This window comes from Actinacidiphila cocklensis, assembly GCF_907177275.1.
GTDB classification, from domain to species: domain Bacteria; phylum Actinomycetota; class Actinomycetes; order Streptomycetales; family Streptomycetaceae; genus Actinacidiphila; species Actinacidiphila cocklensis.
On the sequence record NZ_CAJSLV010000079.1, the window covers coordinates 1 to 21,512 of the forward strand.

At 73.9% G+C, this 21,512-nt stretch carries 17 protein-coding genes; 16 read left to right on the forward strand and 1 reads right to left on the reverse strand.

The window, feature by feature from the left end:
• The 16 genes from NFU81_RS28575 to NFU81_RS28650 all read left to right on the forward strand — a co-directional run.
• On the forward strand, positions 1-1,708 hold a 1,708-nt coding region (locus NFU81_RS28575; RefSeq protein WP_251495942.1), incomplete at its 5' end, for a glycoside hydrolase family 3 C-terminal domain-containing protein.
• Between the two features lie 298 nt (positions 1,709-2,006).
• Positions 2,007-2,513, forward strand: a complete 507-nt coding sequence (locus NFU81_RS28580; RefSeq protein WP_251495945.1) for a hypothetical protein — start codon at positions 2,007-2,009, stop codon at positions 2,511-2,513.
• Positions 2,513-3,901 (forward strand): hypothetical protein, encoded by a 1,389-nt coding sequence (locus tag NFU81_RS28585; RefSeq protein WP_251495947.1) that lies wholly within the window; start codon positions 2,513-2,515, stop codon positions 3,899-3,901. The genes NFU81_RS28580 and NFU81_RS28585 overlap by 1 nt, the downstream gene beginning before the upstream one ends.
• Positions 3,898-5,376: a vWA domain-containing protein gene (locus tag NFU81_RS28590; protein ID WP_251495950.1), complete on the forward strand. Its 1,479-nt coding sequence runs from the start codon at positions 3,898-3,900 to the stop codon at positions 5,374-5,376. The genes NFU81_RS28585 and NFU81_RS28590 overlap by 4 nt, the downstream gene beginning before the upstream one ends.
• Positions 5,377-5,436: 60 nt before the next feature.
• Complete coding sequence (locus NFU81_RS28595) at positions 5,437-6,510, forward strand: ATP-binding protein (protein ID WP_251496042.1); 1,074 nt, start codon at positions 5,437-5,439, stop codon at positions 6,508-6,510.
• Positions 6,507-9,347 carry a DUF5682 family protein gene (locus tag NFU81_RS28600; protein WP_251495952.1) on the forward strand — a complete coding sequence of 947 codons (2,841 nt, stop codon included), beginning with the start codon at positions 6,507-6,509 and terminating at the stop codon, positions 9,345-9,347. Before NFU81_RS28595 ends, NFU81_RS28600 begins: the two co-directional genes overlap by 4 nt.
• 301 nt (positions 9,348-9,648) lie before the next feature.
• The gene (locus NFU81_RS28605; RefSeq protein WP_251495954.1) at positions 9,649-10,860 is read left to right on the forward strand and encodes an ROK family transcriptional regulator; all 1,212 of its coding nucleotides are present in this window, start codon (positions 9,649-9,651) and stop codon (positions 10,858-10,860) included.
• A 129-nt stretch (positions 10,861-10,989) separates the two neighbouring features.
• Entirely contained in the window at positions 10,990-12,426 is a 1,437-nt protein-coding gene (locus tag NFU81_RS28610; RefSeq protein WP_251495957.1) for an aldehyde dehydrogenase family protein, read from the forward strand.
• A 9-nt stretch (positions 12,427-12,435) separates the two neighbouring features.
• A complete protein-coding gene (locus NFU81_RS28615; RefSeq protein WP_251495959.1) occupies positions 12,436-13,770 on the forward strand; it encodes an ABC transporter substrate-binding protein in 1,335 nt (444 codons plus the stop codon).
• Complete coding sequence (locus NFU81_RS28620) at positions 13,770-14,666, forward strand: carbohydrate ABC transporter permease (RefSeq protein WP_251495962.1); 897 nt, start codon at positions 13,770-13,772, stop codon at positions 14,664-14,666. Before NFU81_RS28615 ends, NFU81_RS28620 begins: the two co-directional genes overlap by 1 nt.
• Positions 14,663-15,565: a carbohydrate ABC transporter permease gene (locus NFU81_RS28625; RefSeq protein ID WP_251495964.1), complete on the forward strand. Its 903-nt coding sequence runs from the start codon at positions 14,663-14,665 to the stop codon at positions 15,563-15,565. Before NFU81_RS28620 ends, NFU81_RS28625 begins: the two co-directional genes overlap by 4 nt.
• A gap of 212 nt (positions 15,566-15,777) precedes the next feature.
• Positions 15,778-16,977: a glycoside hydrolase family 6 protein gene (locus tag NFU81_RS28630; protein WP_251495967.1), complete on the forward strand. Its 1,200-nt coding sequence runs from the start codon at positions 15,778-15,780 to the stop codon at positions 16,975-16,977.
• Between the two features lie 388 nt (positions 16,978-17,365).
• Positions 17,366-18,127 (forward strand): RNA polymerase sigma factor, encoded by a 762-nt coding sequence (locus NFU81_RS28635; RefSeq protein WP_251495971.1) that lies wholly within the window; start codon positions 17,366-17,368, stop codon positions 18,125-18,127.
• 1 nt (position 18,128) lies between these two features.
• Positions 18,129-18,830, forward strand: coding sequence for a hypothetical protein (locus tag NFU81_RS28640; RefSeq protein ID WP_251495973.1), 702 nt, complete (start codon positions 18,129-18,131; stop codon positions 18,828-18,830).
• A gap of 58 nt (positions 18,831-18,888) precedes the next feature.
• Positions 18,889-19,437, forward strand: a complete 549-nt coding sequence (locus tag NFU81_RS28645; protein ID WP_251495975.1) for a hypothetical protein — start codon at positions 18,889-18,891, stop codon at positions 19,435-19,437.
• Between the two features lie 85 nt (positions 19,438-19,522).
• Positions 19,523-20,476 carry a carbohydrate kinase family protein gene (locus NFU81_RS28650; protein ID WP_251495977.1) on the forward strand — a complete coding sequence of 318 codons (954 nt, stop codon included), beginning with the start codon at positions 19,523-19,525 and terminating at the stop codon, positions 20,474-20,476.
• A gap of 57 nt (positions 20,477-20,533) precedes the next feature.
• Here NFU81_RS28650 and NFU81_RS28655 read toward each other — a convergent pair whose 3' ends face one another.
• The gene (locus NFU81_RS28655) at positions 20,534-21,340 is read right to left on the reverse strand and encodes a DUF6227 family protein (RefSeq protein WP_251495979.1); all 807 of its coding nucleotides are present in this window, start codon (positions 21,338-21,340) and stop codon (positions 20,534-20,536) included.
• Positions 21,341-21,512 lie beyond the last annotated feature (172 nt).

The window sequence follows — 21,512 nt, forward strand, 5'->3', positions numbered from 1 at the left end:
CGCGCGCCGGCTGCTGCGCCGGGCGGTGGCGGCCGGCTGCGTGCTGCTGCGCAACGAGGGCGGCCTGCTCCCCCTGACCCCCGCGCCGGCCCCAGCGCCCGGCGCGGCACCGCACTCCGCGCCGGGCAGCACGACCGGGGGGCTGCCCGGCGCGGACACCAGCGGCACGGCGGGCGACGTCGCGGCCGACGTCGCGGCCGACGCGACTACGGGCGGACTGCCCGGCGGCGTCCGGCGGTTGGCGGTGATCGGGCCGAACGCCGCCGCCGCGCGGGTGCAGGGCGGCGGCAGCGCCGGGGTTTTCCCCGCGGCGGTCGTCTCACCGCTGGACGGCATCAGGGAAGCGCTCTCCGGCACCGGGACCGAGGTCGTCCACGCCGAGGGCGTCAACCTCGACACCAGGCCGACCCCGCTGCACCCCGGCAACTCCCGCGACCCGCGCACCGGCGAGCCCGGCGTGCTGGTCCGTTACCTCGCCGCCGACGGCACCGAGATCTGCGCGGAGCACCGCCTCAGCGGGCGCATCCTGGAGCCCGGCGACGCACCAGAACTCGCCCGCACCGCCGCCACCGTGGAGGTCAGCGCGCTGGTCACCCCCGAGGCGCCGGGGGAGTGGCGCTTCGCCGTGGTCGGCCTCGGCGCGGTCACCCTGCACGCGGACGGCGAACCGCTGATCGACACCCACGTGGCCGCCGAGTCCGACGACCCGACCTACGTGCACGTCGCGCCCTCCTTCCGCACCGCCGCCCGCAAGGTCACCCCGGGCGAGCCGCTGCACCTGGTCGCCACCCGGGAGCTGGCGCCCGGCCAGGGCCTCGCCGTCGCGCTGGCCGCCGACCCGCCGCGCCCCGACGAGGATCGCGCGCTCGCCGAGGCCGTCGCGGCGGCCCGCGGCGCCGACGCCGCCGTCGTGGTGGTGGGCACGACCGACGAGATCGAGAGCGAGGGCTTCGACCGCCCCTCGCTGGCGCTGCCCGGCCGCCAGGACGAACTGGTCGCCGCGGTGACCGCGGCCAACCCGCGGACCGTGGTGATCGTCAACTCCGGCGGGCCGGTCGAACTGCCCTGGCGGGAGAGCGCTCCCGCGGTACTGCTGTGCTGGTTCCCCGGCCAGGAGGCCGGACACGGCCTGGCCGACGTGCTGTTCGGCAACGCGGAACCCGGCGGGCGGCTCCCCACCACCTGGGCGGCCGGCGCCCAGGGCGCCCCGCTGCCCGGCACCGCCCCCGACGCCGGGGTGCTGCGCTACACCGAAGGCCCCTACCTCGGCCACCGCGCCTGGCGCAGGGCGGGCGCGACGCCCGCGTACTGGTTCGGCCACGGCCTGGGCTACACGACGTGGGCGTACGAGGCGCTGACCGTCCGTCCGGCCCCGCCCGCCGCGGACGGCGAGGGCGCGTCCGAGTACGGCGCCCTGGCCCTGGTGACGGTGCGCAACACCGGTGCGCGGGCCGGGCGGGAGGTCGTCCAGGTGTACCTGACCACCGGCCCCGACGACCACGACGACGGCGGCCCCCGGCTGGCCGGCTACGCCGCCGTCCACGCGGCACCCGGCGGAACCGCGGTCGCCGAGGTGCGGGTCGCCCCGCGGGCCTTCGAACGCTGGTCGCCCCGGGAGGGCCGGTGGGTGCCGCGCCCCGGCCCGTATACGCTGCACGCCGGCGCGTCCGCCGCCCGGCAACCGCTCTCCCGCCCGCTGGACGGCTGACCCGCCGCCGCCTCACCGCCCCCCGCCGGCCCCGCCGGTCACGGCAGGCGGCGGGGCAGCACCCGGGACCGGGCGTCCCCCGCCCCTGACACGGGGGGCGCCCACCGGCGGTGCCCTCCGTACCGCGGCCCCCGAACGGCGGGGGCGCGACCCTCCCGCGGCGCCCTCGCGCGGCCCCGCGCGCAGCGCGTGCCGGACACCTGATTCCAAGATCGGCGTTGTCAGTGCCTCCCGCTAGGTTCAGTGGTGTCCCGCCGTCGTGGCGTGGACATCCCCCTGGCGCAGAGGAGATGACGCGTTGTCAGACTGGGAGAGGTCGAGCACCGTGCGGGTGGTCCCACCCGCACACCCGCGCAGGCTCGCCAAGGTCCCGTTCGTCGAACTGGCCGACGGGCGGCTGCAGGGCGTGGTGTCCAGCGGCTCGGACATCGAGCGGGTCTACGTCTCGTCGGTCTCGGCCGGCAGTTTCACCTTCGCGTGCAGCACCAACAACAACCGCCCCTGCGGCGGTGCGCGGGGCTACTTCTGCAACCACATCCGCGCCCTGATCGGCGAGGCGGTGCTGCAGTACGGCGCCGAGCGGGTCACCCGCTACCTGCGGGTCGACCTCGCCGACCACGGGGAGCCGAGCGTCCTGTCGCTGCACGCCGCGATGAGCGCCGCCCGTCCCGCGCAGGGGGACAGGAGCGCCGCAGCCCCCGTCTTCAGCCGCTTCCTGCGCCACCTGGCCTATCTGGAACTCGCCCCCACCACCGCCCCGCTGCCCGAGATGCAGTGGTTCCCGCCGACCCGGGCGGTGGCGTGATGCGCACCGACCTGCTCGCCGACGGCATCGACGGGCTCGACGAGGCCCTGGCCGCCGTCGACGCCTTCGACCAGGTGCTCACCGGCGGACTGCTGCGCCCGCAGCCTGCACAGGCCGCGGGCCTGACCGGGCTTGCCGCGGCCGTCGCGGGGACACCGCTGGCCGCCAGGGTCGCCGAGGCGGCCGAGAAGGCGGCGGCCGGGACCGCGGGCGATGACCACTTCGTCGCGCTGGCCGCCGCCCGTACCGCACTGCTCGGCTCGGTCCACGACGCCCTGACCGCCCGCGCCGAGGAGGCGACGGGCCGGCCCGGCGGCGAGTGGACCGCACCGGAGCCCGGCGGGCAGCAGCCGGTCAACGTGCTGGCGGCCGCCCGGTCCTGGCTGTCGGACCTGGCGCGCTGCGGATGGCGCGGCATCGACCACGACGTCGTCTCCGGCGCCGCGCAGGTCGTCTCCGCGATGCTCCCCGACCCGGCGCTGCGCCGCCAGGCGGCACTGCTCGACGGATTCGCCGCCGAGCTGGCCGCGTCCTGCCCGGGCGCCGCGCTGGAGCGGGTGCCCGCCCGCCGCTGGGCCGACCTGTGGTCCCGCGCGATGCTGCTCACCCTGCCTGGCGCGGCCGCCGCGCCGCCGGCCGGCGAGGCCACCGGGCGGCTGCTGCCGCTGGGCGTCGACCTGCAGGAGCACGCCACGGCCGTGCAGGCCCAGGTGCACGCGGTCTTCGAGCCCGCGGACGGCGCCACCGCGCTGCTGGTGCGGGCGAGCGTGTCGGCGCCCAAGCCCGACACGGTCGTCGGCGCGGGCCTGTGGCAGCTGCTCCGCCCCCACATGTCGCTGCTGGCCGCCGCGGGCGAGGGGCGCTCGATGGACCTGGTCGGCATGCCCCTCACCGCGGAGGGCGACCTGCTGTGGAGCGACGCGCACGCGCGGCAGGGCGAGCCGGCCGACGCGTTCAGCACCGCCCGGGTGGCGCTGCCCACCGCCACGGGACCCGCGACCGCGCCGCTCGACCGGCACCCGGCGCGGATCGCCGTCCCGGTCTTCCTTGAGGGGTACACCGCCCAGCAGGACGGCGAGCGGCTGACGTTCACCCTGGCCGGGCAGCAACTGGCCGTCGACACCGACCGCATACCGGCCGCGGGACCGCTCACCCCCGAGGCCGTCGCCGCGTCGGTGGCCTGTATCGGACTGCTGCGCTGGGACGCCGGGAGCTTCGGCGTGCAGCCGCTGGCCGTCGAGACGACCGTACGCAAGAGGCCCGTCGCCGTGCAGGCCGGGGCGTGGGCCGGCGGCACCGCGGACAAGGCCGCGGCCAAGGCGGAGAAGGCGGCCACCGACGCCGCGGCGGTGCTGCGGGAGCGCGCGGGAAGGCTGCTGCGCAAATGACCGAGCAGATCGGGCAGATCGGGCAGATCGGGCAGGCGGCCCTGCCGCCGTCCCACGACAACCGCAGGCAGGCCGTGTACTGGCGGCTGCTGGCCCGGCTCTTCGACCCCGAGGAGCAGCCCGCGCTGGAGTCGGCGAGCCTGGCCGTGGTCGAGGACATCGGCCTGCCGCCCGCGCTGCTCGACCCGCAGGCGTCCGTCGACTCCGTCGTGCAGCGCCACCCCGAACTGGCCGCCGAGTTCGACGGGTTGATGCTGCCGCCCGCCGGCCCCGCGCCGGACGGCGACGGCGACGCGGACGGCGGCGGGCGCGACCGCGCCGCCGAGGTGCGGCGGGCCGCACTGGTCTCCAAGGTGCTGCTCAACGTCTTCGCGACCGGCAGCGGCACCGTATCGGCGGGTCAGCTGTCCCGCTGGCAGTCCGACGCCGGCTGGCTGGAGCGCGCGCTCGGCTGCACCCCCGGCGAGCTGCGCGGCGGCCGCCGCGGCGGAGCGGGCGGCACCGGCACCGGCCCCGGCGGCACCGGCGTCAGCCCGTACGGCACCGGCGGCCGGGGCGGGACGCCCGACCTGAGCCGGCTGATCCCGGCCATCGGTCCCGAACTGGGCGCCATCGAGGCCGACCTGGTCAAGCGGATGCAGCTGCGCGAGGTCCTCGCCGACCCCCGGCTGGCCTCGCAGCTGACCCCGAGCATGTCGCTGATCGAGCAGCTGCTGCGCGACAAGGACAACCTGTCGGGTGTCGCGCTGGCCAACGCCAAGGCGCTGATCCGCCGCTTCGTCGACGAGGTCGCGGAAGTCCTGCGCACCCAGGTGGAGAAGGCCACCGTCGGCGCGATCGACCGCTCGATCCCGCCCAAGCGGGTCTTCCGCAACCTCGACCTGGACCGCACCATCTGGAAGAACCTCACCAACTGGAGCCCCGAGGAGCAGCAGCTCTACGTCGACCGGCTCTACTACCGCCACACCGCGCGGCGTACGACCCCGCAGCGGCTGATCGTGGTGGTCGACCAGTCCGGCTCCATGGTCGACTCGATGGTCAACTGCACCATCCTGGCGTCGATCTTCGCCGGGCTGCCCAAGGTCGACGTGCACCTGATCGCCTACGACACCCAGGCGCTCGATCTCACCCCCTGGGTGCACGACCCGTTCGAGACGCTGCTGCGCACCAACCTCGGCGGCGGCACCGACGGCACCGTGGCCATGGCACTGGCGCAGCCGAAGATCGCAGAACCGCGCAACACCGTCGTGGTGTGGATCTCCGACTTCTACGAATGGCGGACCGAACCGCTCTTCGAGAGCATGGCCGCCGTCCACCGCTCGGGCGCGAAGTTCATCCCCGTCGGCTCGGTGACCAGCTCCGGCCGCGGCAGCGTCAACCCGTGGTTCCGGGAGCGCTTCAAGGACCTCGGCACCCCGGTGCTCTCCGGCCACATCCGCAAGCTCGTCCACGAACTCAAGACCTTCCTCGCCTAGAAAGGCCCCGCTATGTCCGACCTGTTGCGCGCCCCCGCGGAGATCAAGTAGGCCGAGGAGCTGGACTGGCTGGAGTCGGTCGACGACGGTCCCAAGCCCTTCACCTGGCGGCTCTCGCCGAAGATGGTCCGGCTGTTCGTGCTGGGCTCCGAGCGCTCCGACGGCCTCGACCGCGAGATCGCCCCCAAATGGTTCGGCGACCGCAGCTTCGTGGAGCGCTCCATCGTCACCCTGGCCTCCGACCGCGGGCTGCTGCTGATCGGCGACCCCGGCACCGGCAAGAGCTGGCTGGCGGAACTGCTGTCGGCCGCGATATGCCGCAACTCCACGCTGGTGGTGCAGGGCACCGCCGGCACCACTGAGGACCACATCAAGTACTCGTGGAACGTGTCCATGGTGATCGCCAAGGGCCAGTCGCGGCATTCGATGATCCCCTCACCGATCATGACCGCGATGGAGGCCGGCGCGATCGGCCGCTTCGAGGAGCTGACCCGCTCCACCAGCGACGTCCAGGACGCGCTGATCTCGATCCTGTCCGAGAAGTACATCTCGGTGCCGGAAATGGACAACGACAGCGGCGACAACATCGTCTTCGCCAAGCCCGGCTTCTCGATCATCGCCACCGCCAACAGCCGCGACCGCGGCGTCAACGACCTGTCCTCCGCGCTCAAGCGCCGCTTCAACTTCGTCCGCATCCCGGTGGTGACGAACAAGAAGAGCGAGGCGGAGATCGTCCGCTTCCGCACCGAGGAGCTGCTGCGCCGGCACCGCATCGAACTGGACGTGCCCCCGACCCTGCTCGACGTGCTGCTGCAGAGCTTCGCCGACCTGCGCACCTCGGCGGCCGCGGCGGGCAGCGACGACGAGAAGCTGGAGTCCGCGCTGTCGACGGCCGAGCAGATCGGCGTCCTGGAGGACGCCATCCTGCACAGCAACTTCTTCGGCGAGCGCGCCCTGACCGCCCGCACCCTCGCCTCCTCGCTGGTCGGCTCGCTGGCCCGCCGCGACCCGGAGGACCTGGCGATCATGAACAAGTACCTGCACGGCGTCGTGGAGCCGCGCAGCAAGGAAGTGGGCGGCTCCTGGCCGGAGTTCCTCGAAGGCGGCCGCGACGCGATCGCCACCCTGTCGTGACCACCGCAAGCCCGGAACGGACCGGGCAGGAGGCCGGCGGCAGCGAGTCCTTCGACGCGCTGCGCGCAGAACTGCAGCAGGCGGCAACCGAGTTCGCCGACGGCCCGGACGCCCTCGAAGGCATCCTGCGCGGCATCGTGGACGACGTCGACCGGGCGGTGCGCGAACCGCTGGAGATCTTCCCGGTCTGCCACCACTCGCCCGCCTCGGCCGTCGCGATGGCCCGGCGGCTGCGCGAGAAGCAGCCGAAGACGGTCTACCTGGAGCTGTGCGAGGACATGGCGCCGCTGCTGACCGAGCTGCGCAACTGCCGGCTCCCGGTGGCGGTCCAGGCCTTCGCCGGCGACATCGACGGCTTCCCGCCGGAATGGGCGCCGCTGTCGGTCGTCGCGCCGATCACCGAGGCGTCGGCCGAATACCAGGCGATCGCCTACGCGTTGGACACCCCCGGTGTCGAACTGGTCCTGGTCGACCGCTCCAGCGACCACGTCTTCCAGTGGCAGGCCCGCGACGAGCGGCCCGCGGGACCGGCAGGACCCGACGCCGGCCCGGGCGCCGCACCCGCCGAGGAGGAGGCCGCGCTGCACGGCGACGCGGTCGGCGTCGAGATCGGCGACCTGCGGCCGCGCTTCGCCGAGCTGGAGGAGCACCTGCTGCGGCACGGCAGGGTGCGGCACTGGTCGGAGTGGTGGCACCAGTACGTGGAACTGCCGCTCGGCGACAGCGACCACGACACGTACCGCCAGGTCATGCTGCTGATCGGCAGCCTCTTCCGGCGGCTGGCGCCCGGTGACGCCGAGCGCGTCACGGTCGACGAGGACCGCGAGCGGTACATGTGGACCCGGATGCGCGAGCACCTGGCCGCCTCCGGCACCGACCCCGCGGACTGCCTCTACGTCTGCGGCGCCTTCCACGCGGCAAGCCGGGTCGCGGAGTTCGGCATCGACGGCACCGACACCTTCGAGATCACCCCCCGCAGCGCCAGCAGCTGGCAGTACGGCCTGATCCCGTCGAGCCACACGGCGATCGAGGCGCAGTTCGGCCTCGCCTCGGGGTCGGTGTCGATCGCCGCGACCCAGTGGGCGAAGAACCTCAGGCGCACCCGGGTGCAGCCCTTCCGGCTCGCCGGGCAGGCGGGCGCGAAGAAGCCCGCCAAGCGGGCCGCGGCGGCCGCCCCGGCGCCCGCCGCGGCCGGCGGCGTCCCCGCCGACCGGCTCACCGGCTTCCTCCAGCGCCCGCCGGTGCTCGACCGGCTCGACGAGGCCGAACTGCTCGGCTGGTCCGTCGACATCGTGCGGGCCGCCAGAAAGGCCGGCTACCTCGCCTCCACCGCCGACGCCATCGCGGTCTTCGAGACGTCGATCCTGCTGGCGGGCATGCGCGACCGGGCCAGGCCCACGCCGTACGACTTCCAGGACGCGGCGGTCACCTGCATCGAGAAGGACGCCGTGCCGGGCCGGCGGGACGTACGCCGCCTGGTGGAGATCATGATGGGCGGCGACCGGATCGGGCAGGTCGGCTACGAGGCGCTGCCGCCGCTGGCCCGGGACGTGTACGACCGGCTCGCGCCGCTCGGCCTGCGGCTCCAGCAGCGCGGGGTGCAGCGGGCGCTGCTGGACATGTCCGCCCGGCCCGAACTGGGCGCCTGCTCCGACGTGCTGTGGATCCTGCGCCACCTGATGCCGCACGGCACCGCACGGCCGATCATGGGCGAGCGTCGGCTGGGGGAGCGCCCCATCCAGGAGTCCTGGGACGTGGCGCTGGGCACCCACCAGCGGGCACTGGTCGAGCTGGGCTACGAGGGCGTCAGCATCGAGCAGGTGCTCGAACAGCGGCTGCGGCGCACGGCGTACGACCCGAAGGCGACCACCGCGACGGTGCTGCAGGCCGTCGAGGACGCCACGCTGTATCTGCGCAGCCGCCGGCTCGCCGACGAGCTGGGGCAGCGCGCACTGGAGGTGCTGGCGACCGAGCGCAGCGTCGACGGCGCGCCCGAGGTGCTACGCCGGGTGCGCCGGCTGCTCGCGTACTACCGGACCGCGGAACCGGTGCTGCCGGCCTGGATCGAGTCCTTCGTCACGACCGGCTACGCGCACTACTGCACCCTGTTGCCGACCGCGTTCACCGACGAGGACGCCACCGTCGCGCAGGTCGCCGCGATGCTGGGCTTCCTGTTCAGCATGGAGGGCCTGGCGCTGTCACTGGGCTGCGACCGCACCCAGCTGGAGCTGGCGTTCGCGCAGTCGCACCCGCAGGAGCCGGCCAGGGTGGCGCTGCTGTGGGCGGCCCGGGTGCAGCTCGGGCAGCTGACCCGGGCGGATCTGCGGACCCGCTGCGACGAGCTGCTGGGCAACCCCCTGGTGGTGCCGGCCTATCCGCGCTATCTGAGCGGGTTCCTGCACGCGCTCGAACCGGTGCCGCAGCTGGTGGACTTCGTGGTGGAGCTGGTCTCCAGCGCGTTCGCCCGGCTGCCCGACCCGGTGCTGCTGCCGTGGCTGCCCACGCTGATCAGCACCCTGCGGGCCGGCGGCGCGGACCTGGCACCGCTGCTGATCCGGGAGGCGGGGCGGATCTTCCCCGGGCGGCTCGCGGACCTCGACGCGTGGGTGCCGCCGTGGCTGGAGGGCGGCGAGCCGGCCCTCCTGCCGCGGCCGGCGGCTGCCGGGGCAGGCGGCGCGGTCTTGCTGGCCGAGCACCCGGCGGCCTGCGACGCGCTGGCGGAGCTGCTGGGCTGCGAGGGCGGCTGGGCGGCGCCCGGCACCAACGGGCGGGGTGTGGCGCTGGCCGGGCGGCACCCGGACACGGCGGCGGCACTGGAGGCCCTGCTGACCGGGTGACGCGGTGGCGGGGCGCGGGGTGGTGGCGGGGCGGCCGGATGACGGGTGACCGGCCGCCCCGCCGGCCCCGGCGGCGGGCACAGGGGCGGGGTGTACGGTCCGGCGGGACCGGCGCAATTATGGGAGAGCGCTCCCCGAAGGGCGGCGGGAAAGCCGCGATCTGGCACTATGTGCCATGTCGTCGCGATTCCCGGGGGGTGCCGTGCAGCCGAACGGCACGCCGGTTCCGACCGGCCGGGTCCCGCGCCAGGACCGGCGGTCCCCGCGGACCGCAGGGACCGAGATCATGAGGGGGAGCCCGGTGACGCGCGAGGTGGGCCGGACGACGAGGGACCTGCGTCGGCACAATCGCACCTCCGTGCTGACCAGGCTCTACCTGCACGGCCCCGCCAGCCGCTTCGACCTGATGAAGGCCACCGGGCTCAGCTCGGCGACGGTGAGCAACGTCGTCACCGACCTGGTCGCCGACGGCCTGGTCGCGGAGGCGGGACTGCTGGACTCCGACGGCGGCAGGCCCCGCACGCTGCTCGAAGTGCGCCCCGGATACGCCCAGGTGGTCGGGGTCGACATCGGCGAGACGCACGTCCAGGTCGGCCTGTTCGACTGGACCCTGGACACCGTCGCCACCGCGACCTATCCGATGGACGAGGGCCGCCCCGACCCCGCGGTGCTCGCCGAACTGGTGCGGGCCGGCATCGAGGAGGTCACCGCGAAGGCGGGCGCCGACCCTGCCGCGCTGCTCGGCGTCGGCGTCGGGGTGCCCGGTGCCGTCCTGCCCGACGGGCTGGTGCACGCGCCGACCCTGGGCTGGTCCGACGTCCCCTTCGACATGCTGCTGCGCCCCCATGTGCCGGCGCCCCTGCACCTGGACAACTGCGCCCGCACCCTGGGTCAGGCCGAGATGTGGCGGGGCGCGGGCCGCGGCGCCCAGCGGGCCATCGTCGGCCTGCTCGCGGTCGGCGTCGGCGCTGCGGTCGCCACCGGCTCGCCCGGCGGGGTGACCAGTACCACCAGCGAGTGGGGCCACACCGTGGTGGAGGCCGGCGGAGCGCTCTGCCGGTGCGGCTCGCACGGCTGCCTTGAGGCCTACGTCGGCGCGGACGCGATCCTGGAGCGCTACGGGCGGCTGGCCGGACTGCCGGCGCCCGCCGGCTCCGGCCGCAGGTCCGGCAGGGGCGCCGACACCGAGGCGCGGCTGGCCGCGCTCGTCGCCGAATCGGGCCGGCCGGGTCCCGCGGCCGACACGGTCCGCGCCACCGCGGAGTACCTCGGCATCGGGATCGCCAACCTGATCAATCTGCTCGGCCCGGACCGGGTCATCCTGTCCGGCTGGGTCAGTGCCGCCATGGGTCCCGCGATGCTGCCGGCGGTGCGCGACGCGACGCGCCGGCACACCCTGGACTACCTGGGCGAGCGCACGGTGCTCGAACTGGGCCGGCTCGGCCCCGAGCAGGTCGCCCTGGGGGCGGCCACCCTGCCCGTGCACGGGCTGCTGACGGCCGGCGGCCGCTGAGCGCGCGGGTCCACGGGACCTGACGGAAATTTGTTTCGTCAGGACCGTTGACCCCCCATCGGCTTCTACTTAGTTTAAGTCCCGGAAAAAGCGGCAGCAGCCGCCACCCTCCCGCACCCTGGAGCACGTATGCCCTCCCAACCCGGCGACGGCCGGCTGTACATCGACGGCGCCTTCGTGCCCGCCGCCTCCGGACGCACCGGAGTCGTCGAGGAGAAGGCGACCGGCAAGCCGATCGGCAGCTACGCGCTCGGCTCGGCCGCCGACATCGACCGGGCGGTCGCCGCCGCCCGGGCCGCACAGCCCGGTTGGGGAGCGCTCTCCGCACCGGAACGGGCCGGCTACCTGCGCGCCTTCTGCGGATACCTGGAGGCGCACTACGGCGAGCTGGTCGAGCAGAGCATGCGCGAGACCGGCGGGGTGCGGGCCAAGGCCGAGGACGAGGTCGGCACCAGCATCAAGCAGCTCGCGCTGTCCGCCGTCCAGGTCAGCGAGAACGCCGGCGACATCCTGCCGCCGTACAAAGCCGGCAAGCTCTCGCTGTCGCGGGCGGTGCCGCTGGGCGTGCTGGGCCTCATCACCCCCTGGAACTACCCGATGAACCTGGCGATGCGCGCCCTGGCGCCCGGGCTGGCCTTCGGCAACACCGTGGTGCTCAAGCCCGCCGAGCTGACCCCGGTGATCGGCGGCCAGGTGCTCGCCGCCGCCGCCGACCACGCGGGCCTGCCGCCCGGCGTGCTCAACGTCGTCACCGGCGACGGCCCCGACGCCGGCTGGCCGCTGGCCCGCCACCAGGGCCTGGACATGCTGGACTTCACCGGGTCGCGCGAGGTGGGTCTGGCCATCGACCGCGCCGCGGCGGGCGAGTTGCGCGACATCCGGCTCGAACTCGGCGGCAGCAACGCCTTCGTGGTCCTCGATGACGCCGACGTCGAACTCGCCGCGAACTGCGCGATGATCGCCTCCCTGGAATTCCAGGGCCAGACCTGCATCAGCGCCAGCCGGCACATCGTGCAGCGCGCGGTGGCCGACGACTACCTCGACGCCCTGACCCGGCGGGCCGCGGCCCTCACCGTCGGCGACCCCTTCGATCCCGGAACCGCGCTCGGCCCGCTGATCAGCGCCGCCCAGCGGGACCGGGTGCACCGCACCATTGTCGAACCCTCGCTGGCGATGGGCGCCCGACTGGTCACCGGCGGCACCTACGACGGGCTGTTCTACCGGCCCACCGTGCTCGCCGGCGTCACACCCGAGATGCCCGCCTTCCGCGAGGAGATCTTCGGGCCGGTCATCCCGGTCACCGTCGTCGACACCCAGGCGGAGGCCGTCGCGCTGACCAACGGCCTGCCGATGCTGATGAATTCGGTCTTCACCCGCGACCTGATCCGCGGGCTGTCCGTCGCCGAGCAACTGCAGGCCGGCGAGGTGCACGTCAACGACGCGCACGCCAGGCACGGCGCCGAGAACCAGATGCCCGGCTTCACCCGGCGCCAGTGGATCGGCCTGCAGCGCACCCCCCTGAACTTCCCGGACTGGGCCACCGCGCCCGCCACGCAAGAGAGCTGAGGACAACCCATGAGCGTGCTACCGAGAGGACGGCGCGGTGCCGTCGCCGCCGCGCTGCTGGCGGCCGGGCTGCTGACCGCGACCGCGGCCTGCGGGGGCGGGAGTTCCGACGACAAGGCCGGCGGTCCGGCCACCGCGAAGAGCAAGGGCAAGGTCACCCTGACGTTCTGGGACTGGGACCCGAACATCGACAAGGTGGTGGCGAAGTGGAACAGCAGCCACCCCGACATCCAGGTCAAGCTCTCCAACCCGGCCGGCGGCGACCAGCTGGTCGCCAAGATGATCACCGCCCACGAGGCGAAGAACGGCCCCGACATCGCCAAGGTCGAGTACCAGTCGCTGCCCGCGCTGGTGTCCAAGGGCGTCGTCGCCGACATCACCGACTACACCAAGGACACCGTCACCAAGTACGACGACGCCACCTTGAAGAGCACCGTCTTCCAGGGCAAGGTCTACGGCGTCCCGCAGGACATCGCCCCGCTGATGTTCTTCTACCGCACCGACCTGTTCACCAAGTACGGCCTGAGCGTGCCCAAGACCTGGGACGAGTTCGCCGCCGAGGCGAAGACCGTACGGAGCAAGGCCCCCTCGTCGTACCTGACCAACTTCGACGCCGCCGACCCCGGCTGGTTCACCGGCCTCGCCCAGCAGGCCGGCGCCAACTGGTGGTCCACCAGCGGCGACACGTGGAAGGTCGACATCGCCGACGCGCCCACCAAGAAGGTCGCCGGCTACTGGCAGGGCCTGGTCGACGACGGCAGCATCGCCAAGAACCCGTCGTTCTCCCCGCAGTGGAACAAGCAGATGAACGACGGCACCCTGCTCAGCTGGATCTCCGGCGCCTGGGCGCCCGCCCAGCTCGGCGGCATCGCGCCCGCCACCAAGGGCAAGTGGGCGGTGGCGCCGCTGCCGGCCTGGACCGCGGGCGACCTGACCACCGGCATCTGGGGCGGCTCGGCGACCACCGTCACCACCGACTCCCAGCACCCCGAGCAGGCAGCCGAGTTCGCGTCATGGCTGAACACCGATGACGCGGCGGTCACCGAGCAGGTCAAGCAGATCAACGTCTACCCGGCCGCGACCGCGGGCCGTTCACTGCCGGTGCTGCAGGCCGCGCCCGCCTTCTTCCCCAACCAGCCCGACTTCTACGCCGAGGTGAAGAAGGTCGCCCCCGCGGCCCGCAGCTTCCCGATGTGGGGACCCGACGTCACCGTCACCTTCACCGGCTACACCGACGGCTTCGGCAAGGCCCTGCAGTCCGGCGGCTCCTTCACCGGCGCGCTCGACGGCATCCAGAGCGCGACCGTCGCGGACATGAAGAAGCTCGGATTCACGGTCGGCTGATGGCACGCACCACGACGACCGGGCGCAGGACCGGCGGATTCCCCTATCTGCTGGTCCTGCCCGCCGTACTGCTCTTCGCCGCCTTCGTGGTGGCCCCCGGCGGCTACGCGCTGCTGCTCAGCTTCCAGCGCCGCAAGGTCAACGGCGGCCTGCTCGGCGGCGGAACCCACACCGTCTTCGCCGGACTTGCCAACTACCGCGACGTGCTGGGCGATTCCGACCTGTGGTCGGGTGTGCTGCGGATGCTGGCGCTGGGCGCCGTCACCGTGCCCGCCACCGTCTTGTTCGCCCTGCTCTTCGCGGTGCTGCTCGACCTGGAGCGGACCCGGCTCAAGCGCTTCACCCGGCTGACGATCTTCCTGCCGTACGCGGTCCCCGGCGTGATCGCCTCGCTGATGTGGGGCTTCCTCTACCTGCCCGCCACCAGCCCGATCGGCGGCGACCAGGTGGACTTCTTCGGCCAGGTCGCCGTCTACTTCTCGGTCGGCAACGTGGCGGTGTGGGGAGCGGTCGGCTTCAACATGATCGTCATCTACACCGCGCTGCGCGCCCTGCCCGCCGAACTCTTCGAGTCCGCCCGCCTCGACGGCGCCTCGGAGCGGCAGATCGTGCTGCGCATCAAGGTGCCGATGGTGATGCCCGCCGTCGTGATGTGCACGCTGTTCACCGTGCTCGCCGCACTCCAGGTCTTCAACGAGCCCAACACCCTCAAACCGCTGTCCAACGCGGTGTCGTCGACCTGGGTGCCGCTGATGAAGATCTACGACGACGCCTTCGGCAACTCCGACATCTACTCGGCGGCCGCCACCTCCGTGGTGCTGACCGCGGCCGCCCTCACGGTGTCCTTCGTCACCGCCCGCATCGTCCAGTCCCGGGTCCAGCAGGAGGCCGCATGACCGCCACGGCCGGGACCTCGGCCCCGCCCCGCGACCGCACCGCCCACGCGCCGGCGGCCCGCCGCCCGCGGCGGATCGCGGTCCTGCCCACCACCGCCCTGGTGCTCGGTGCGCTCTACTGCGTGGTGCCGACGCTGTGGATCCTCATCGCCGCCACCAAGTCGCGCACCAAGCTCTTCTCCACCGACACCTACACCCCCTCCCTCGACCTCGGCATCGTCGACAACATCCGCGACCTGTCGAACTACCAGGGCGGCATCTTCTGGCACTGGATGCTCAACAGCTTCTTCTACGCCGCCGTCGGCGGGCTGCTGGCGTCCTTCGTGTCCGCGGCGACCGGCTACGCGCTGGCGAAGTACGAGTTCCGCGGCCGCAGCGCGCTGTTCAACACCATCCTCGCCGGGGTCCTGCTGCCGCAGATCGTGCTCGCGGTGCCGCAGTACCTGCTGCTGTCCAAGGCCGGACTGACGGACAGTCTGATCGGCGTCCTGCTCCCGCAGTTGTTCAACCCCTACGGCATCTACCTGTGCAAGATCTACGCCCAGTCCGCCGTCCCCGACTCGCTGCTCGAAGCCGGGCGGATCGACGGGGCGGGGGAGGGGCGGCTGTTCCTGTCGGTGGGCCTGCGGCTGATGGGACCCGGACTCGTCACGGTCTTCCTGCTGCAGTTCATCGCGATCTGGAACAACTTCCTGCTGCCGTACGTGATGCTCACCTCCGACGACAAGTTCCCGCTCACCGTGGGGCTTTACAGCCTGCTGCGGCACGGTGCCGCCGAGGCGTCGCTCTACTCGCTGGTGATCACCGGGACGCTGCTGTCCGTGCTGCCGGTGATCGCGCTCTTCCTCTCGATGCAGCGCTTCTGGCGGATCGACCTCGTGACGGGGGCACTCAAGTAGGGGACCGCGACTCGCGCCTGTGTCCGGCCCCGAACCTGTGCGGGCTTCAGGAGTCTTCATCTCTTGAAGCCCGCACAGGGGATTGACTGCGGTCAGCGGTGAGGAGTTAATTCCTTAACGCACGTGGGAGCGCTCCCACTTCGGCGGTGCCAACCATCGGAGAGCGCTCCCCCGAACGGCACCCGTGTCCGCTTTCCAAGGAGCCCACCCGCATGACCGCACGCGTCCGCGCACGTACCCGTACGCTCACCGTCGCCGCGGCCACCGCCGCCCTTGCCGCCGTCACGGCCGCCGTGCCCGCGCACGCCACGGCACCCGGCCACCACGCAGCCGCCCCCACCACGCTGTTCACCCCGCCGGCGAACCCGGACGCGAACGCGCAGATCCTCGACCTCCTCAAGCACCGGCAGCTCAAGGACGCCGCCGGGCTGCTCGCCATGACCCTCACCCCGCAGGCCGTCTGGTTCGACGGCGGCACCAGCCCCGCCGACACCCGCAAGGCCGTCGACAAGACCGTCGGCGACGCCGCCCGCCGGCACGCCCTGCCCGTCCTCGCGCTCTACAACATCCCCGGCCGCGACTGCGCCCAGTACTCCGCGGGCGGCGCCGCCGACACCGCCGAGTACCAGGCCTGGATCGACGCGGTGAGGGCCGGCATCGGCAACCGCCCCGCCGACGTCGTCCTCGAACCCGACTCGCTCGCCCTGGTGCCGTCCGACTGCGGCATGGACGACGCGCAGGGCACCATGACCGCCCAGCGCTACGACCAGATCCACTACGCCGTCGAGGCCCTGCAGTCGCTCGCCGGCACGAAGGTCTACCTCGACGCGGGCCACAGCGGCTGGCACAGCATCAACGACATCGTGCCGCGGCTGGTCGCCGGCGGCGTCGACGACGCCACCGGCTTCTACCTCAACATCTCCAACTACCGCTCCGACAGCGAGATCGCCTGGTACGGAAAGCTCCTGTCCTCCTGCCTCGCCTACGTCTCGGCCGGCGGCCAGGCCGCCGCGTGCCCCAACCAGTACTGGCCGGTCAACGACGCCCAGACCTGGCTGGACGCCAACGTCCACACCGCGCCCTCGGCGATGAAGCACTTCATCGCCGACACCAGCCGCAACGGCCAGGGTCCGTGGACCCCGCCGGCCGGCGTCTACAGCGACGCCCAGGACTGGTGCAACCCGCCCGGGCGCGGCCTCGGCGCCCGCCCGACCCTGAAGACCGGCGACCCGCTCCAGGACGCCCGGCTCTGGGTGAAGATCCCCGGCGAGTCCGACGGCCAGTGCACCCGCGGCACCGCGGGCCCGAACGACCCCGAGCGCGGCTACCTGGACCCCGCCGCGGGCCACTGGTTCCCGCAGCAGGCACTCGAACTGGTCCACAACGCCGACCCGGCGCTGCTCCCCAGGTGATCGCCAGGACCGGCACCCGCCCGGCGACCTGACCTCCCGTCAGGCCGCTCGCGCGACCCGCCCGACCACCCGGCCCCGTCCGCGGCCCGTGCCCGAAGTTCCGGCGTGCGGGGTGCGGGTGGGGCCGGTGTGACGTTTTCTGCGTCCTGTGCGCTGTGAGAGGCAGGACCGTGCGCCCGAGGGCGGCGCGCGGTCCGCCAGCCACGGAAGGGAGCGGCATGGTGCGACGGGCCGACCGCCCGGCTCCCGGCGCACCCGCGGACCGCCGCCCCGCGCCCGGCCGGGGCCGGATGTGACACCTGCCGCGGCCCCGGCGCTGTACCTGTCGGGACGGCCACCCCGCGGGGACCACCGCCCGGGGGGCATGGGCACGATGCGCGGTGCCGCGATGTACAAAGAGGAAACGGTGGTCGGTGCCGGTGGGCGGCGGCGTGCCCGGGCGGACGACGGGGCGCTCGGCCGCGCCGTGACGCGTGCCCGCGAGGGCGACGAGGCCGCGTTCGGCGTCGTCTACCGCGTGGTCCAGCCGATCCTGCTGGGGTACGTACGCGGGCTGGTCGGCGACGACGCCGACGACGTGGCCGCGGAGGCCTGGCACGACATCGTCCGCGACCTGGCCGACTTCCACGGCGACGGAGCCGCCTTCCGCGGCTGGGCGGCGACGATCGCCCGGCACCGCGCGCTGGACCACCTGCGCAGGATCGGCTCCCGGCCGCGCACCACCGCCCTGGACGCGGTCACGGCGGAACCGGCCGCCGCACCGGACTCGGCGGGCGTCGCGCTGGAGAACCTGTCCACCGCGCACGCCCTGGCGATGATCGCGACCCTCCCGCCGGACCAGGCGGAAGCGGTCCTGCTGCGCGTCGTCATCGGCCTGAGCGGCCCGGCGGCGGCCGAGGTCCTCGGCAAGCGCCCGGGCGCCGTCCGCACCGCCGCCCACCGCGGCCTGCGCCGCCTCGCCGAACAACTCGCCCCCGCAGGCGAGGCCGAGGCGCCGCCGTCGACGCCGGCGACACCCGCGGACGACGCGGACGGGCCGGGCACGGCAACCCCCGGCGGCGCGCAGGGCAGGGGCGGCCGAGGTGTTGCGGGCGCGAGCGGGGGAACGCCCGAGGGCAGCGGTGGCGTCAGTGACGACAGGGAGGTGTGAGGTGAGCGGCGGTAGGCAGACGGGGGCGGGGCGGCGGACGTCGGACGTCGAGCGGCTGGTGGACAGGGTGGCCGCGGGGCAGGCGGACGATCCCCGGTGGAGCGCTCTCCTGCGGGTGCTGACCGTCGCGTCCCGCGGCGCCGACGTCGACCCCGAGCGCGAGCAGGCCGCGGTCATCGCCTTCCGGGCCGCCACGACCGCCGGCCCGGCCCGTGGCGTACGGGCGAGGCGGCCGCGCTCCCCGCGGGCCGTGCGGGCGCTGGCCGGCGGGCTGGCCGCGGTCTTCGCGCTCTGCGGCGTCGCGGTCGCCGCAGGCACCGGCCATCTGCCCGCCCGCGGCCACGCCGCCCACGGCGGGCCGCCACCCGCACCCGTCGCCCGTACGACGTCCCCGGCCCCGGCTCCGGCACGCAACGGTGCCGCCCCCGGCAGCACCCACGGCCCCGCAGCCCGGACGCCCGGCCCCGGCCGGAGCGCCACCGCGGAACCGCCCGAGCACACCAGGGCGGCCGCGCCGCCCCGCGACCGGTCGCCGGCCGCGGTCAGGTCGCTGTGCCGGGGGTATCTGGCCGCCGTCCTGGACGGCCGTACGCCCGCGGCGCAGCCGACCGACCGGCTGCAACGGGAGGCGGGCGGCAGCCGCAGGGTCGCCGCCTACTGCCGCGCCCTGCTGTCGGCCGTGCCCGGCGGCGCGGCGAAATGACCCTCCGTCCGGCGTGGAGGCGCGGCCGTGCCGGCGGACCATCGGGCACAGTGGCGGCATGCAGCCAGAGGTCCCGCCGCCTAACGACCCGCACATCCGTCACATGCGCGCGGTGTTCCTCGCCGTCATCACGGCAAGCTTCCTCTTCCTCATCCCCTGGATCGCCTACCTGTCGGTGAGCCTGCCGACCCGGCGGACGGTCAGCAACTGGCGCTACGCCTGGGTCGGCTTCGACGGCGCGCTGATCATCCTGATCGGGATCACCGCGCTGTGCGCCTGGCGCCGGCTGCAGGTCTTCATCCCCTGGGCGGTGGCCACCGCCACCCTGCTGTGCTGCGACGCGTGGTTCGACATCGTGCTGGACTGGAACAGCGACGACCTCACCGGCGCGATCGTGACCGCCCTGGTCGCCGAACTCCCGCTCGCCGCACTGCTGTTGCACGCCGCCCGGAAGATGATCCGGCTGACGGTGGCCATCGCCTGGCGCCGGGCGGGCCGCAGCGGCCCCGTCCCGCCGCTGTCCCGCCTCTCGCTGGTCGCGCTGACCGACGAGCACGACACGCAGCGGGGCGCCGGTGAGCGGCACAGCGATCACCGCACGCGATGATCTGGTGCGGCGGCGGACCCTTCGGTAATCTCTTGCTGCAAGTTGCAGCGCGCTGTGCCGCGTTGGACCACGACGGGGAGCACGGATGACCGCCACCGCACCGACAGAGCCTGCCTACGACGTGCTGGTGGTCGGCGGCACCGGGGTGGACACCATCGTCCTGGTCGACGAACTCGCCGTCCCCGGCGGCGACTCCCTCGGCGTCCCGCCGATCAGGGACTACGTGGCGCACACCGGCAACGGCGTGGCGCTGGGCTTCCACGCCCTCGGCCTGACCACGAAGTTCGTCGACTTCCTCGGCGACGACCCGCAGGGCCGGATGATCCTGGGCCGCTACGCCACCGCCGGCCTGGACTTCAGCCACCTGCCGGCGCCGGCCGGTACCCCGCGCAGCGTCAACCTGGTCGACCGCGAGGGGCGCCGCTTCTCCTTCTACGACGGCCGCCACCCGGACGGCCTGCGGCTGCCCCGCGACTTCTACCTGCCCCACCTCGAACGCGCCCGGCACGTGCACGTCTCCCGCTCGCCGCACGCCGAGGCCGTCTTCGCCGACGCCGTGCGGCTCGGCCGCACCGTGTCCACCGACCTGCACGCCTGGGACGGCGAGGACAGCTCGGTGCACCCCTGGGCCTACGGCGCCGACCTGGTCTTCCTCAGCGCCGCCAGCGTCGGAGAGCGCATTCCCGCGGTCATGCGGCAGATCCTGGAGCACGGCAGGGCCGCCCTGGTGGTGGCCACCGACGGGGCCGCCGGCTGCCACGTGCTGGAGCGCGGCGACAGCGCGCCGCGGCATTTCCCCGCCGTCACCCCGGAGCGCCCGGTGGTGGACAGCAACGGTGCCGGCGACGCCTTCCTCACCGCCTTCCTGCACAGCCGCTTCTCCGGCGCCCCGCTCGACGCCTGCGTGCTGGCCGGATCGGTCTCCGGCGCCTACGCCTGCGGCAGTCCCGGCACCCACGAGGAGCTGATCAGCGCGGCCGCACTCGCGGCGGCCGTCGAAAGGGCGGAGCACACCGGCCCCGGCGTGCCCGTACGCTGAGCCGCCGCTGACCGCCTGTCACCCGGCGACGGCACCGCAAGGGTTGCCGCGCCGCGGTCAGCCCGCCTCGATCCGGCGGATCGCGGTGTCCAGGGCGGCGTCCTGGGAGGCGTAGACCTCGCACACCGGGTCGCCGCTGGGCGTGCGGGTGTGGTCGATCTCCCACAGGCTCAGCTCGCTGCCGTCCAGCAGCAGGAACGCGTGCTCGTACAGCGACCACGACACATGGCGGCCGGCGACCAGTGCGGACCTGCGGGTGACGATGCTGATGTCGTGCGCGATGGCCGCGCGCAGCCGGATTCCGACCTCGCTGCCGGGCGCACCGGCGTTGGCCGCCCTGCGCAGCAGCCGCCTGGCGTGCTCGGCCGAGTCGCCCTCGGTGTAGGCCCGGCGCAGAGCGCTCTCCCCGCCGCCCGGCGCGAGCAGCGCGTCCAGGTCCTCGGTGCCGTGCTCCCGCCGGATGCCGCCGCTGCTGCCGTACGGCAGCTCCTGCGGCCCTGTCGTCCCGCCGAAGGCCGTGTCGACCTCCCACTCGGCGAGCGTCAGCTCCTCCTGCTCGGCGAAGACCGAGCGCTGCGGGACCGCGTCGGGACCCGTGTCGTGTTCCAGCTCCCACAGCACCCGCACGGTGCCGTCCGGCAGCAGGAAGCTGTGCCGGAAGGTCCGCCGGTTCATCCGGCGCGGACTCTTGGCGTGACGGCACGACTGGAGTCCGCAGTGGTGCATCAACGCGCGGCGGACCGCGTCCAGTCCACCTGCCGCGGCGGCGCCGTTGTCGGCTCTTGCGAGCAGCCGGGCCAGCTGGCCGGCCGGCGTACCGCCCGATCGTTGGGGTTCTGCCGTGTCCGCTCCGTCCACGTCCATACGGTCCTCCCGGCCTCCGCCGTGCTCCACCCCGCCCGGCGACTCAGGGTAGTAGCGTCGTCGCCGATTGCGCCCGCGAACGCCGACATTTCCGGGCGTGCGGCCGATTTTCGCGCCCCCTGCCGACCGGATCGGGCCTGCACGCGCCCCGGGGACGGCGGCCCGGGCCGGG

Coding starts and splice junctions, on each gene's coding strand:
- NFU81_RS28585 (WP_251495947.1), top strand. CDS start 2,513: ATGCGCACCGACCTGCTCGCCGACGGCATCGACGGGCTCGACGAGGCC.
- NFU81_RS28590 (WP_251495950.1), top strand. CDS start 3,898: ATGACCGAGCAGATCGGGCAGATCGGGCAGATCGGGCAGGCGGCCCTG.
- NFU81_RS28610 (WP_251495957.1), top strand. CDS start 10,990: ATGCCCTCCCAACCCGGCGACGGCCGGCTGTACATCGACGGCGCCTTC.
- NFU81_RS28615 (WP_251495959.1), top strand. CDS start 12,436: ATGAGCGTGCTACCGAGAGGACGGCGCGGTGCCGTCGCCGCCGCGCTG.
- NFU81_RS28620 (WP_251495962.1), top strand. CDS start 13,770: ATGGCACGCACCACGACGACCGGGCGCAGGACCGGCGGATTCCCCTAT.
- NFU81_RS28625 (WP_251495964.1), top strand. CDS start 14,663: ATGACCGCCACGGCCGGGACCTCGGCCCCGCCCCGCGACCGCACCGCC.
- NFU81_RS28630 (WP_251495967.1), top strand. CDS start 15,778: ATGACCGCACGCGTCCGCGCACGTACCCGTACGCTCACCGTCGCCGCG.
- NFU81_RS28635 (WP_251495971.1), top strand. CDS start 17,366: ATGTACAAAGAGGAAACGGTGGTCGGTGCCGGTGGGCGGCGGCGTGCC.
- NFU81_RS28645 (WP_251495975.1), top strand. CDS start 18,889: ATGCAGCCAGAGGTCCCGCCGCCTAACGACCCGCACATCCGTCACATG.
- NFU81_RS28650 (WP_251495977.1), top strand. CDS start 19,523: ATGACCGCCACCGCACCGACAGAGCCTGCCTACGACGTGCTGGTGGTC.
- NFU81_RS28655 (WP_251495979.1), bottom strand. CDS start 21,340: ATGGACGTGGACGGAGCGGACACGGCAGAACCCCAACGATCGGGCGGT.